The following is a 13757-nucleotide window of genomic DNA, read 5'->3' as shown; positions in this document are numbered from 1 at the left end:
GCCCTGCCGCAGGCGCCGCACGGCGCCTGCGGTTTCGGGCATCATGCGCCGATGCAGAACATTCAATTCCGCCTCGACCCCGACCGCGACCATGTCGAACTGCACCACCTGCTGAAGCTGACCGGTATGACCGACAGCGGCGGCATGGCCAAGCAGGTCGTCGCCAGCGGCGATGTCACGGTCGACGGCGTGCAGGAATTGCGCAAGACCTGCAAGATCCGCGCGGGCCAGGTCGTGCGCATCGAAGACATCGAGATACGCGTGCTCGGCGCCTAAGCCGCCAGCAGGCGATCGATCTGCCGCGTCTCCGCCGTCTCGCCGCCGGCTTCGCCCAACAGCTTCCAGTTCATGCGCGGATAGGTCCCGACCTCACGGCCCAGGCGACCGGTGATCAGCGTCAATCGTTCGATCGTGCGTGCATGAATCAGCGAGCCGGCATCGATGTAGCGGAAGGGCGTTCCTTTCGCCAGCGCGAGGAAATAGTCCTTCGCCCGCGCATCGTTGCCGACGATGATGACGTCGCCCGCGCGCCCTTCGAGCAGGGGCGCATCGAATACCTGGGCGAAGACGTGCTTGTACGCACCCACCACCGACGTGCCCGGCAGCAGGCGCTGCAGCAGTTCGGCGCTGCTGTCGTCCCAGGGCAGGATGAAATCGGAATAATCCTCGTTGAAGGGATTGCTGATGTCGATCAGCAGTTTGCCGTCGAGCTGCCGACCGAACCGCTTGAGCAACTCGTCGAGGCCGTCGCGCAGGAAGATCGCCGGTAGAACGGCCGGGGCGGCGATCGCGTCTTCATAGCTGCCGGCGGAAAGATTGGGGATGCCGAGCTCGGCGACGATGCGCTGCGCCTTCACCGGGTCGCGGGCGCCAAGCACGACGAGCCGCCCCGCACGCGCGAACATCACCGCCAGGCGCACGCCCATGCGGCCGGCACCCAACACGCCGAGTTCGATGCCGCGGTGGCTGGCGGGAAGTGGAATGAGTGCTGAATCGTTCGACATGGCGACCTCGTGCATGCGACCGGACCGGTCGTGCCGCGCAGACTAGGCTTCGCCTTTCCGTCCGGCAAACGAGATTTTCGCAGGGGGACGGCAAGATTTTCTTGTCGCGGGCCGTCGGGCTATTGCCGTGATTCGGCCATCAACCAATCGTGCACGAGCTTCGCCGCCGCGCGATCCAGGGCGCCTGGCGGATGCAGCAGGTAGTAGGCGCAATCGGTCGGTTCGCTTCCAGCAAACGGACGGACGAGCCGGCCGGCGCGCAGGTCGGCCTCGACGACGATGCTGCGCCCGAGCACGACGCCCTGCCCTTCGATCGCGGCCTGCGTGGCCAGTACCGAGGAATTGAAATGCAGTCCGCGCGAAACGTCCTGCGCCGGCAATCCACGCGCGGCCAGCCACTGCGGCCAATCCGGAAAGCCGGGATCGAAGGCGATCGTCGCGTCGTGGATCAGCTTGAAGCCGTCGATCGCTTCATCCGGCAATTCGCGCGTGCCATCGGGGATCAGCGCAGGACTGCAGACGGGAAAAACTTCTTCGCGGAACAACAGGGTCGATTCGACGTCCCCGTAACCGCCGCGACCGTAGCGCACGCCGAGATCGATGCCTTCGGCCGCGTAGTCGGCCAGGCGATCGCTGGTGTCGATGCGCAGATCGATATCAGGATGCGAGCGCCGAAATGCTTCCATGCGCGGCAGCAGCCATTTGGCCACGAACGAAGTCGGCGCGGTAAGCGCAACCGCATTGCCCTGCCAATCGGCTTTCATCTTGCCCAGTCCCGCAGCGAGCCGGGCCAGCCCGTCGCGCACGTCGGCATAGGCCTCGCGCGCGGGCGGCGTCAGGGCGATGCCGGCCTTCGTGCGCAGGAACAGTTCGACGCCGAGATATTCTTCCAGCGTCCGAATCTGCTGGCTGATCGCCGACGCGGTGACGTTCAGCTCCTCGGCGGCGGCGGCGAAACTCGACAAGCGCGCGGCCGCCTCGAACGCGCGCAGCGCATTGAGATGCACGAGGGGCTGGCGGCGCGAAGGCATCGTCAGTCCTTCGTCCGCCGCAACGACCAGAACGGAATTTCCACACGCGTTTCGTAACCCATGCGCTCGTACAGGGTCTTCGCGCGCGGGTTTTCCAGGCTGACGTGCAGGAAAGGCGTGCGGCCCCGGGCGAGGATGTCGTTGCTCAGCATGGCCAGCAGTTGTCGCGCATAGCCGCGCCCGTTGAAATCCGGATGCGTGCAGACCGCGCTGACCTCCTGGTACTCGTCCATACCCAGGCGTTCGCCGATCATTGCCGCGAGCCGCCCGTCCTGGTAGATGCCGAAGTAGCGCCCCATGTCCATTGTGCGCTGGCGGAAATAATGCGGATAGACCAGCGCGGTCAGCGCCAGCACATCGGCGCGGTGCGCATCGGTCAGCGCGATCATCTCCGGGCCCTCGATCGGACCGAGGCGCTCCGCGCAAACCATCTGCGCCAGGATCGCCGGCCCGCCAAGACGCCAGCCCGCAGGCATCGCCGGCGCGATGCCCAGCAGGTAGACGGAATCATCCGGCGGCACCAGCGCTTCGAACGCGGCCGCCGCATCGACATCCTTGTGCCGCACGCCGAGGAAAGGCGCGTATTCGCCCGGGAAACGCGCCGTCTCGCCGTGACGCAGGGCGAGATCGCAATGGCGCGACTGCAGCGATTCCCAGAATGGATTGTCCAGCACCATGGCCTGCGCCTCAGTCCGCCGGCGCGAAACTGTAATCGAAGGAATAGAAGTGCTTGCCGCCCTCGATGAGGATGTCCATTCGTCCGGACAGGCCCACCAGGTCGCCGGTGCCGGAGTCCGGCACCACGGTCACGCTGAGCGAAGGCTTGCCGCGATCCATCGTACCGCTGTGCTGCAGGGCGAACGTGCCTTCGCGCCCGGCGAGTGCGCCGCTCACGCGTTCCATCGCGACATAACCCGCCGAGCCGTCGACACCGCTGCGGATCGCCAGCATCTGCCCACGGCTCGTCGCTTCCAGGTCGCCATGGAAATGTTTGTCCAAGGTCATACGCCCCGGTTCGGGGGATCCCTCTTCCGCCGCCTGCGGCAGCAGCTTGACGTCGAACTGGCCACTGGCACGCTTCATCGGCAACCTCCTCGGCGGAGCGAGGATTCTCTCACGCCAACGGAAGATCGGATTCGGCGCGGCACAACCGGTCGTGCAGCTCGCGCACGGCATCGACAGCCGGGTCCGTCTTGCCGCTGCCTAGTTCTCCCGCGCTGGCGCAGGCGGCATAGTCCCGCGCCCTCGTTTCGTAGTCCGCGACCCAGCGATCGCGCTCGGCGCGACGCTCCGGTCTTACCGGCCAGATGCCCGGTCGCGGCTTGATATGGCCAGGCATGCCGATGCGCCAGGGCTTCGGGCCGAGCCGCGCCCGGAAGCACTGCTGGTGCTGGCACATACGTACGTATTCGGGATCGGCCGAGACCGCCTTGAAGAACTCGGCGACCACCGATTCGCTCGGGTCGAAGCGCCGATGCATGGCCAGCACGCGCATGCCGGCTGGCGTCCGGTACAGGCGCAGCAACCAGTCCGGGTGCGATTGCAGGAAACGTTCGATGCGCGCGACGGCCTGCTTCTCCGGCCCGCCCGCCGCTTTCGTCCTTGCGCCGAGGAACAGCCGGGCCAAAGGAATCGCCACGATCACGCCGACGAAAACCAGCAAGATGGCCAGGCCCCAACCAGCGAGCCAATGCCCGGTCACGAATCCAGTCAAACCGAGCACGATCACCAGCACCAACAACCAGGACGAGGCCGGTTCCACCTGGAAATCGATATCCGCGAACAGCGCGTCAGGCGTATTCAAACAGGGCGCGCCGTAGAGATTGCGTGTGATCACGACTTCGCCATGCCGTTCGAGGATTTCCTCGCGGATCGGCACGCCGTCGGCGCCGTTGTAGGGGACCTTCGGCTCGCGCCGCACCAACGGCGCGCCGGTCATGATCAGGATCAGCGCTTCTTGCGCGCGCTCGTCGGCATGCGCCTGAGCGGCCTGCTCGCTCTCGTCGGACCAGCCGAAACGCCGCACGGTGATCTGCTTGCGGCCTTCGCGATGCCGTGCGCTCGCTTCCGCCCAGTATGCCGGTACCTGCATGCCGAAACTCCGCCTGCCCCGAGGGAGTCAGCTTAGCCCGGACGCACGGTCATGTCAGTGTGGCCACCCCAAACAAAAAGGCGCCGGCGATAGTGCCGGCGCCCGTTCCAAAACGACCCTGTCGGCTTAGCGCCTTTCGTCGTTCAAGATCGTACCGACGGCGCTCCCGTCCGAAACCGTCGCTCCGCTGACGCCGCTCACGTTGACCGTGAAAGTTTCGTCCGGTTCCTGGACCCGGTCGCCGTTGATCGTGACGACGAAGGTCTTGTTGAGCGTGCCCGCCGGAATGGACTGACCACTCAGGCTGGCGGCGACGTAGTCGCTGCCGGCGGTCGCGGTGCCATTCGCGGTGGCGATGTTGTAGGTGACGGCGCTGGTGGCGGCGGCGCTGAGCTTGACGGTGAACGTCATCTTTCGCGTGCCGATCTGGCCCTCGGCGACCGAAACATCGGCGATGCTGAGACTGGGCTGGCTGGCGGTATCGTCGTTCGTGATCGTGCCGATGGCGCTGCCGTCCGATACCGTCGCGCCGCTGACGCTGCTCACGGTGACATTGAAGGTCTCGTTCGGCTCGACCGTGGTATCGCCGTTGATCGTCACGACGAAGGTCTTGCTGGTGCTGCCGGCCGGAATGGACTGGCCCGTCAGGCTGGAGGCGACATAGTCGCTGCCCGCCGTCGCCGTGCCGTTGCTGGTCGCGATGTTGTAGGTCACCGCCGTCGAAGCGGCGGCGGAAAGCGCGACAGTGAATGTCAGCGTCTTCGTGCCGCTGTTGCCTTCGCTGGTCGAGACATCGGCGATGCTCAACGAGGGCGTCGGGGCCGTATCGTCGTTCGTGATCGTGCCGACGGCGCTGCCATCCGCGACCGTGGCGCCGCTGACGCTGCTCACCGTGACGTTGAAGGTTTCGTTCGGCTCGACCGTCGTATCGCCATTGATCGTGACGACGAAGGTCTTGCTGGTCGCGCCGGCCGCGATGGACTGGCCCGTCAGGCTGGAGGCGATGTAGTCGCTGCCTGAGGTCGCCGTACCGTTGCTGGTGGCGATGTTGTAAGTCACCGCCGTCGATGCCGCCGACGACAGGCTGACGGTGAAGGTCAACGTCTTCGTGCCGCTGTTGCCTTCACTGGTGGATACGTCAGCGATGCTCAGCGAGGGTGTCGGGGCCGTGTCGTCGTTCGTGATCGTGCCGGTGGCGCTGCCGTCGCCGAGCGTGGCGCCGCTGACATTGCTCAGCGCCACGTTGAAGGTCTCGTTCGGCTCGACCGTCGTGTCGCCATTGATCGTCACGTTGACCGTCGCCGAGGTGCTGCCGGCCGGAATCGTCACGCCGGTCTGCGACAGGGCCGAATAGTCGCTGCCCGAGGTCGCCGTGCCATTGCTGGTCGCGACATTGAGCGTCACCGCCGTGGCGGCCGCCTGCGACAGGCTGACCGTGAAGCCCAGGGTCTTGGTGCCGCTGTTGCCTTCGCTGGTGCTCGCATCGGCGATGCTCAGCGTCGGCGTGCCGCCGCCCGGATCGGGATTGCGCACGCAATCATAGGTTTCGATGATGCGCGCGCCGGTGTCGATCACCTGGAAATCCTGGATGCGCACCGGCGAACCGGCCACTTCCTGGTCGAAGGTGCGGGCGCTGACGCCGACATCGGACCAGCGGTGCATCGTGAACAGGTCGCTTTCGGCCGTCAGCGCGACGTTGCCGCCGTCGGCCAGCACGATGCCGTAGCGCTGCATCGTGCGCAGGATCACCTGTGCGCCCGGCGAGTAGAGATTGACAGGGAAATCGGCGCGCAAGCGCAGGCGCGAACCATAAGGCACCGTGCCTTCCGGACCGGACGGCCCGCCGGCATGGCTGGCAGGCCGCACGTACTGCTTCTTGCCGCCGGAGGTGGCCATGCGGCTGTTCGGCAGGATGAAGCGGATCGCATGGCCGAGATCGCTGTTCGGCGTCTGCATCGCCGTGAAGATCTCGTCGGCATTGAACAGCAGGGGCGCCATCGGGAAACCGGCGGCATCGGCGCTGGTGCAATGATCGCCGCGATTGTCGATGGGATAGACCGCATCGAGCTTCCACACGGCCAGGCATTGCGCCTGCAGGCCGGAGCTGCCGCTGGCGTTGGCACGATAGGCCTCGTACAGCTTGTTGCCCTGCACGACGAGCAGGTGGCAATCCTCGTCTTCGTTGTTGCAGGTCAGTCCGGTATTGCCCTCGATGGCCGAATTCGCCGGCACCGGCATCTGCGTGCCGACCGCTTCGCAATCGGGGAAGTAGTAGTCGCCGTTCGACGGATAGCCGACGATGCTGCGCAGCGGCGCATTGGCGTCGGCGCGCACCACGTGAATGCTGAAGTCGATCTGCATGCGCCCGTTGCCGAAACCGCCGAGGCCGGCCAGGGTGTTGATCATCGAAGACGAATTGGGATGCAGCGCAGCCTGGCTGATGTCTTGGTGCCAGACGGCACCGGGCGGGAAACGCGGTGGCGCATCAGCGGAGGCGAAGGTCGTACAACAGGCAGCCGCGAGCAGGGTAAACGCACGCAGGGTCGATCCACGGCGAAGGAAAAACATCGGGGGGCTCCTTGTGGCCGGGGGGAGGCACGCCCCCGACACTAGACTCCGGTCACCGGGAAATGTGTGACGGAGTGCTCACTTTTATTTCATTGCCCGTTCCCCTGGGCAACGGCAACTTCCACTCCCCGTGGAAGCGCGGACGTTGTGACACGCCCCAACGAAAGTTTTCTTAGCGGTGCATTAACGAGAATGGCGCCCTGCACGCCAGGCCCAGCAAGTCAGCGATTTCTCACTGCGTAATGCTTTTCGAATACTCGCCAAATAGATCGACACATTTCAAAGTATTTCTCAATTCTACCGACAATTCACCGTCATGCTTCATGAGCGCGCGCCGCACCTCGGAAGAAATAACTGCACAATCACTATTCGAGAAACCGTAGGCTGTGGAGAAAACACGATCTGCTGACGACTTATCCGTGACACTCAATAAGTCCATATTCTGCGCCTGAAAACTAAATCCCAAGAAAACGACTGTTTGCGCCTTCTGGACAAGCATCTTCATGCTTTCAAGCTGATCACCCTCATCAATTCTCTCAGTAAACGTTTTTATTCTTTCAGAAACTTGCAAGAGCCCTGTGCCCTCAAGAGTCGAGCCGAAAGGCACTTGAATACCCTCGCCCTCTTGCCAAGGCAATCTGCCAACAACGCCATAGGGATGACGTATTGGAAGCTTCTTCATCAATTCCGCGGCTTGAGAATTCGATATTCCGTAGTAGTCCTGCAGTGCGTGATAAAGGTAGAGCTCAATACAACGGTCATAGTTAAAACAAACAAATGAGAGGTTATTGAAAATCGATTCTAAATCGCCCTTCCCCACGCCCTCGACCATTCGGGAAGCTAGTGCAGGCAGCCAAGTTCCTTCAGCCCGCTCCATTTCTGGCTTATCGCCATACCGGTAGTCCTTGAACAGCTTGCTATTTGACTCGGCCTCCAGAATTGCGCTTGCGATGCCCAGCTTTCCGCACGCGACCACATGGCCGTCCTCCTTGTGAGCGTCGAGAAACGTGTCGATCGAGGGAGCTATTTGCATCCCCGTATGAATGCGACGCCCTGCTTGAACGTAAATGTTCGAATTTTGAGACTTTTCTTGGGCCAGTGAACGAAGGGCCTCATAAACTCTCCAGTCCCCTCCAGTTAGCTCATAACCATGTTGGAACGAAAAATTGAGCTTGTCGGCAATCTGAGACTTGAGCCCGGCGCCCACCGGCAGTCCTAGCTCAGCGCTAGCTCCTGCTCCCACGACAAACAGCGTTCTTGACTTGAACATGAGGAACTAGGAGCTCAACATCGGCAAATCTAGCCCCTGCTCATTCGCACAGGCTTTCGCAATCTCGTAACCCGCATCGGCATGGCGCATCACGCCGGTGCCGGGGTCGTTCCAGAGCACGCGGGCGAGACGGCGATCCGCCGCTTCGCTGCCGTCGCAGACGATCACGACGCCGCTGTGCTGCGAATAGCCCATGCCGACGCCGCCGCCATGGTGCAGCGAGACCCAGGTCGCACCGCCGGCGACGTTGAGCATCGCATTCAGCAGCGGCCAGTCGGAGACGGCATCGCTGCCGTCCATCATCGATTCGGTTTCGCGATTCGGCGACGAGACCGAACCGGAATCGAGGTGGTCGCGACCGATGACGATCGGCGCGCTGACTTCGCCATTGCGCACCATCTCGTTGAAAGCGAGCGCAAGGCGATGGCGGTCGCCGAGGCCGACCCAGCAGATGCGCGCCGGCAGGCCCTGGAAGCTGATGCGCTGGCGCGCCATGTCCAGCCAGCGATGCAGATGCTTGTTGTCGGGCAGCAGTTCCTTGACTTTCGCGTCGGTCTTGTAGATGTCCTCGGGATCGCCGCTCAGCGCCACCCAGCGGAAGGGGCCGACGCCGCGGCAGAACAGCGGGCGCACATAGGCCGGCACGAAGCCCGGGAAGTCGAAGGCGTTCGTGCAGCCGACGTCCTTCGCCATCTGGCGGATGTTGTTGCCGTAGTCGAAGACCGGAATGCCCTGGTCCTCGAAATGCAGCATGGCTTCGACATGCGTGCGCATCGAATGTTTGGCGGCATCGACGACGCGCTGCGGATTGTGTTTCTGCTCGCTGAACCATTCTTCCAGCGTCCAGCCGGCCGGCAGGTAGCCGTTGAGCGGATCATGCGCCGAGGTCTGGTCGGTGACGGCATCGGGGCGCACGCCGCGGCGCACGAGTTCGGGCAGGATTTCGGCCGCATTGCCGAGCAGGCCGATCGAACGCGCCTTGCCTTCCTTGCAATATTTTTCCAAGCGCGCGAGCGCGTCGTCGAGGTCGGTCGCCTGTTCGTCGAGGTAACGCGTTTTCAAGCGGAAGTCGATGCTGGTCTGGCGGCATTCGATGTTCAGCGAGCAGGCGCCGGCGAGCGAGGCCGCGAGCGGCTGCGCACCGCCCATGCCGCCGAGGCCGGCGGTCAGAATCCACTTGCCGGTCAGGTCGCCCTGGTAATGCTGGCGACCCATCTCGACGAAGGTCTCGTAGGTACCCTGCACGATGCCCTGCGTGCCGATGTAGATCCAGCTGCCGGCCGTCATCTGGCCATACATCATCAGGCCCTTGCGATCGAGTTCGTTGAAATGCTCCCAGGTCGCCCAGTGCGGCACGAGATTCGAGTTCGCGATCAGCACGCGCGGCGCGTCCGGATGCGAGGGGAAGATGCCGACCGGCTTGCCGGATTGAACCAACAGGGTCTGGTCGTCTTCGAGACCGCGCAGTGATTCGAGGATCTTGTCGTAGCAGGCCCAGTCGCGCGCGGCACGCCCTATACCGCCGTACACGACGAGTTCCTGCGGATTCTCGGCGACTTCGGCGTCGAGATTGTTCTGGATCATCCGGTAGGCCGCTTCGGTGAGCCAGCTCTTGCAGTTCAGCGTGTTGCCGCGCGGCGCGCGGATGTGGCGGGTCGGGTCTTTGCGGCTCGGGGCGGACATGGACGGCTCCTGGGACTAAGCCGCAATTATAGGTCGCTGGCGAGCCGGACCGACCCTCGGCATTCATGTCCGAAAACGGCGAGTCGGGGCCGCCCGGCCGTCCTATCATGGCGCCATGGCCTACGAATCCATGCCGCCGCCGGAAGTCTGCGACCGCGCCCGCCGGGCGAAGGACGCGCGTTTCGACGGCCTGTTCTTCACCGCGGTGCGCAGCACGCGGATCTATTGCCGGCCGGTCTGCCCCGCACCGACGCCGAAGCAACAGAACATCAGTTACTACCCTTCCGCCGCGTCAGCCGCCGCGGCCGGCTATCGCCCCTGCCTGCGCTGCCGTCCGGAGCTGTCGCCGGAAGTCTGGCAACGCGGCAGCGACGACGGCGTGCAACGTGCGCTGGCCCTGATCGCCGAAGGTGCCTTGCAGGAGGGTTCGATCGAAGACCTCGCGGTTCGCCTCGGCATCAGCAGCCGGCAGTTGCGTCGGCAATTCCTGGCCAGCACCGGCGCAACGCCCATCGCCGTGCATACGACGCGCCGCCTGCTGCTGGCGAAACAATTGCTGACCGAGACACAGCTCCCGGTCACGCAGGTCGCGTTGGCGGCGGGCTTCAACAGTCTGCGCCGCTTCAATGCCGCTTTCGTCGAAGGCTGCGGCATGCCGCCGACGCGCATCCGGCGCCAACGCGTCGAAACGCCGGACAATGCGTTGGTACTACGGCTCGGCTATCGCCCGCCGCTGGACTTCGCGGCGATGCTCGCGTTCCTGGCGAAACGCGCTATCCCGGGCATCGAACGCGTGACGTCCGAGAGCTACGAACGCGTGCTCGGCCCGCGCGAGGCCTCGGGTTACATCCGCGTGACGGCGGAAAAATCACGGCCCGAGCTGCTGCTGCAGATCGCCGACAGCGATCCGCGCGCTATCCCGGATATCGTGCGCCGCGTTCGCCGCATCTTCGACCTGGATGCCGATCTCGTCGCCGTGCATGCGGCCCTGCGCGAATCGCCCCTGCTCGCGCGCGGCATCAAGCAGCGGCCCGGCCTGCGCGTGCCCGGTGGCTGGGACGGCTTCGAAACGGCCGTGCGAGCCGTGCTCGGCCAGCAAATCAGCGTGGCCGGCGCAACGACGCTGGCGCGCAGGCTGGTGGAGAACTTCGGCGAAAGGCGCGAACCGGCGCGCGAAGGACTGGACCGTGTGTTCCCGACGCCGGAGCGTTTGCGCGACGCAGCGTTGGAAAGCATCGGCCTGCCGAAATCGCGGGCCGCGACCCTACGCGCTCTGGCGCGGGCCGTCATCGACGGCCGCATCGATTTTCGTGGCGGGCAAAGCCTCGACAGCTTCGTCGAACGTTTCGTCGCCCTGCCCGGCATCGGCCCGTGGACGGCGCAATACATGGCGATGCGCGGCCTCGGGCATCCCGATGCGTTCCCGGCGGGCGACCTCGTGCTGCAACAGGTGCTCGGCGGCGACAAGCGCCTGACCGAACGCGAAACCGATCTGCGCTCGCAGGCCTGGCGCCCTTGGCGCGCCTACGCCGTGCTGCACCTGTGGCACCTGAGCGGCGAACTGAAGAAGGGGAAATCCGATGTGGTTCGATGATTTCAAGACGCCGGTCGGCCTGCTCACCGTCGCGGTGGATCGACGCGGCGTGCGCCATATCCGCTTCCAGAGCGAACGCCATCCGATCCGCATCGAGAGCGAATGGAAACGCGATGCGGGCGCGGCGCGCGAGGTGCGCGAGCAGTTGATGCAGTATTTCGCCGGCGAGCGCCGCGAATTCGACCTGCCCTTGCACCCGGTCGGCAGCGAGTTCCAGTTGCAGGTCTGGAACACCTTGGCGGAAATCCCCTTCGGCCAGACCTGGTGCTACGAAGACGTTGCGCGACGCCTCGGCGACCTGAAGGCCACGCGCGCGGTCGGCGCGGCGAACGGCCGCAATCCGCTGCCCATTGTGTTGCCCTGCCACCGCGTAATCGGCAAGGACGGTAGCCTGACGGGATTCGGCGGCGGCCTGCCGATCAAGCAATACCTGCTCGAACACGAAGGCGTCGGCCAGGCGCGGCTGAAGTTCTGAGGCGTGCCTCTTTCAAGCCGGCAGCGTTCGCTGCCGGCTATTCAGGCGGCCGACGGTACGCGGAGCGCCGCACCATCCATTCCGAGGCGATCAGTGCACCGAGTGACAGCAGGATCGATACGATCGCGAGGCGACCGATGCCGGATTCGCCGCCAGGCACCTGGGTCAGTGTGTGCACCGCCAGCGAAATCGTCTGCGTTTCGCCCGGAATATTCGAGACGAAGGTGATCGTCGCGCCGAATTCGCCCAATGCCTTCGCGAATGCGAGCGTCATGCCGGCGGCGATGCCGGGAAAACTCAGCGGCAGGATCACGTGCCAGAACTTCGCCCAGGGCCGCGCGCCGAGGCCGGCGGCGGCTTCGTCGAGTTCGCGCGGAATCGCTTCGATCGAGAGGCGCACGGAGCGGACGAACAGCGGGAAGGCCATCACCGCGGCGGCGATCACCGCGCCGGTCCAGCGAAACGCGAAGCTGATGCCGAACCACGATTCCAGCCAGTGGCCGATCGGCCCGTTGCGTCCGAAGAGCAACAACAAGGCATAACCCGTCAGCACCGGCGGCATCAGCAAGGGCAGATGCACGATCGCGTCGAACAACACCTTGCCGCGGAACTGCCAACGCGCGAGCACATAGGCCGCCGCGACGGCGAACGGTGTCGCGCAGATCATCGCCATCAAGGCGATGCGCAGGCTCAGTGCGACAGCAGTGGATTCTTCCGGTGTCAGCACGTCACGGCTGGCGGAAACCGGCGCGGCGGAAAATGGCGCGCGCCTTCGCGCCTCGCAGGAAATCGAGGAAACCCTTCGCCTTCTCCGGCGTGGTCGCGCTCACGCGCGCCACCGGATAGACGATCGGATCATGGCTGGTTTCCGGGAAACGGGCTATCACCCGAACCTTCGGCTCGGCCATCGCATCCGTCGCATAGACGATGCCCAACGGCGTCTCGCCTCGCGCCACGAAGGCCATCGCGGCGCGGACGTTTTCCCCCTGTGCGAGCCGGTTCGACACCGACGGCCACAGCCCGAGCTTCTCCAGCGATTGTTTGGCGTAACGGCCAGCCGGGACCGAAGCGGTTTCGGCTGTCGCCAGTCGACCATCGGCCAGGGCCGCGAGCAGCTCGCCGGGCCGGTCGAGTTTCAGCGATTTCAGCTTCGAATCGGCCGGTGTGATCAGCACCAGGGCATTGCCGACCAGGCGGAAGCGCGAGGCCGCATCGATCAGTTTGCGTCCTGCAGATAGTCCATCCATTCCTCGTCCGCCGATACGAACAGATCGGCCGGTGCGCCCTGCTCGATCTGACGGGCCAGCGCCGAACTCGCTGCGTACGAAATGATCACCTTCTGGCCGCTGCGCCGCGTCCATTCGGTTGAAACGGCGTCCAGGCTTTCCTTCATGCTGGCGGCGGCGAATACCGTCAGGCTCGGTGGTGCCGATTCCGCGGCGAAACCCGGCACCACGCACAACAGGACGAGAAGGAACGCGAAACAGCGAAACGACTTCATCGGCGTCGGCCTCAATGTTTCGCCGGAGCACCGCTACGCGACGTCGTGGCCGCGTCCAGCACTTCGATGCGCACGACGTTGCGCACCCAGCGACCTGCACGCGCGTCTCCGGGCACGACGAGGCGGTACGGGCCGTCTTCCTTCGTCAGCGGCTGGTCTTCGTGACGGTCCACCAACAGCACCTCGGCCTTGCCGAAGTCGGCATCGAGTTCGGCAAGGCCGAAGACGACCTGATAGCCGTCCGACGCGGTGATGCGCACATACTTCGCCAGATGGGCACCGCGCAATGCCTTGTCCATCGGCACGCCGGCGTTGCGCAATACATCGGCCAGGGCCACGCCCTGCCAACGACTGGGTTTGTCGCCATGCGAACCGGCACTGACTTCCCGGCGCGGCAAACCCTCGAACACCGTCGCGTCCATGTCGATCGCCCAGGTACCGATCGCAGTGGGCGCTGCCGGTTCGTGCGCGGGTACGGGGGATGCGACCAGCGAGAGCATCGCGGCCAAGGAAAAAGCGAGCAGTGTTTTCATGGCGAC

The 13757-nt window shown here is 64.7% G+C and carries 13 protein-coding genes and 1 pseudogene; 3 read left to right on the top strand and 11 right to left on the bottom strand.

The window, feature by feature from the left end; genetic code table 11:
* The first annotated feature begins 51 nt into the window (after nt 1–51).
* Nucleotides 52–276: an RNA-binding S4 domain-containing protein gene (locus QM707_RS11910; protein WP_415002085.1), complete on the top strand. Its 225-nt coding sequence runs from the start codon at nt 52–54 to the stop codon at nt 274–276.
* On the opposite strand, the gene QM707_RS11905 is transcribed toward QM707_RS11910, so the two are convergent.
* The 8 genes from QM707_RS11905 to hutU form a co-directional block, all read right to left on the bottom strand.
* A complete protein-coding gene (locus tag QM707_RS11905; protein WP_415002084.1) occupies nt 273–1004 on the bottom strand; it encodes an NADPH-dependent F420 reductase in 732 nt (243 codons plus the stop codon). The genes QM707_RS11910 and QM707_RS11905 overlap by 4 nt on opposite strands.
* Nucleotides 1005–1123: 119 nt before the next feature.
* Complete coding sequence (locus tag QM707_RS11900) at nt 1124–2035, bottom strand: LysR substrate-binding domain-containing protein (RefSeq protein WP_415002083.1); 912 nt, start codon at nt 2033–2035, stop codon at nt 1124–1126.
* A gap of 2 nt (nt 2036–2037) precedes the next feature.
* A complete protein-coding gene (locus QM707_RS11895; RefSeq protein ID WP_415002082.1) occupies nt 2038–2712 on the bottom strand; it encodes a GNAT family N-acetyltransferase in 675 nt (224 codons plus the stop codon).
* Between the two features lie 10 nt (nt 2713–2722).
* Complete coding sequence (locus QM707_RS11890; RefSeq protein ID WP_415002081.1) at nt 2723–3118, bottom strand: DUF3224 domain-containing protein; 396 nt, start codon at nt 3116–3118, stop codon at nt 2723–2725.
* 31 nt (nt 3119–3149) lie between these two features.
* The gene (locus QM707_RS11885; RefSeq protein ID WP_415002080.1) at nt 3150–4127 is read right to left on the bottom strand and encodes a hypothetical protein; all 978 of its coding nucleotides are present in this window, start codon (nt 4125–4127) and stop codon (nt 3150–3152) included.
* Between the two features lie 126 nt (nt 4128–4253).
* Entirely contained in the window at nt 4254–6695 is a 2442-nt protein-coding gene (locus tag QM707_RS11880; protein ID WP_415002079.1) for a Calx-beta domain-containing protein, read from the bottom strand.
* 232 nt (nt 6696–6927) lie between these two features.
* Nucleotides 6928–7965 (bottom strand): hypothetical protein, encoded by a 1038-nt coding sequence (locus QM707_RS11875; protein WP_415002078.1) that lies wholly within the window; start codon nt 7963–7965, stop codon nt 6928–6930.
* Nucleotides 7966–7971: 6 nt separating this feature from the next.
* The gene (gene hutU / locus QM707_RS11870) at nt 7972–9648 is read right to left on the bottom strand and encodes a urocanate hydratase (RefSeq protein WP_415002077.1); all 1677 of its coding nucleotides are present in this window, start codon (nt 9646–9648) and stop codon (nt 7972–7974) included.
* Between the two features lie 115 nt (nt 9649–9763).
* Between hutU and QM707_RS11865 the strand changes: the two genes are divergently transcribed.
* Both QM707_RS11865 and QM707_RS11860 read left to right on the top strand, forming a co-directional pair.
* A complete protein-coding gene (locus tag QM707_RS11865; protein WP_415002076.1) occupies nt 9764–11242 on the top strand; it encodes an AlkA N-terminal domain-containing protein in 1479 nt (492 codons plus the stop codon).
* Nucleotides 11229–11717, top strand: a complete 489-nt coding sequence (locus QM707_RS11860; protein WP_415002075.1) for a methylated-DNA--[protein]-cysteine S-methyltransferase — start codon at nt 11229–11231, stop codon at nt 11715–11717. The genes QM707_RS11865 and QM707_RS11860 overlap by 14 nt, the downstream gene beginning before the upstream one ends.
* Nucleotides 11718–11754: 37 nt before the next feature.
* Here QM707_RS11860 and modB read toward each other — a convergent pair whose 3' ends face one another.
* The 3 genes and pseudogenes from modB to QM707_RS11845 all read right to left on the bottom strand — a co-directional run bounded on the left by modB (nt 11755) and on the right by QM707_RS11845 (nt 13751).
* Complete coding sequence (gene modB, locus QM707_RS11855; protein ID WP_415002074.1) at nt 11755–12444, bottom strand: molybdate ABC transporter permease subunit; 690 nt, start codon at nt 12442–12444, stop codon at nt 11755–11757.
* A 1-nt stretch (nt 12445) separates the two neighbouring features.
* Nucleotides 12446–13218, bottom strand: a pseudogene (gene modA, locus QM707_RS11850) (molybdate ABC transporter substrate-binding protein).
* Nucleotides 13219–13229: 11 nt separating this feature from the next.
* Entirely contained in the window at nt 13230–13751 is a 522-nt protein-coding gene (locus QM707_RS11845; protein WP_415002073.1) for a molybdopterin-dependent oxidoreductase, read from the bottom strand.
* Nucleotides 13752–13757 lie beyond the last annotated feature (6 nt).

Source organism: Arenimonas sp. (genome assembly GCF_047602345.1).
GTDB lineage: Bacteria > Pseudomonadota > Gammaproteobacteria > Xanthomonadales > Xanthomonadaceae > Arenimonas.
This window is presented reverse-complemented; position numbering and strand designations above follow the sequence as displayed.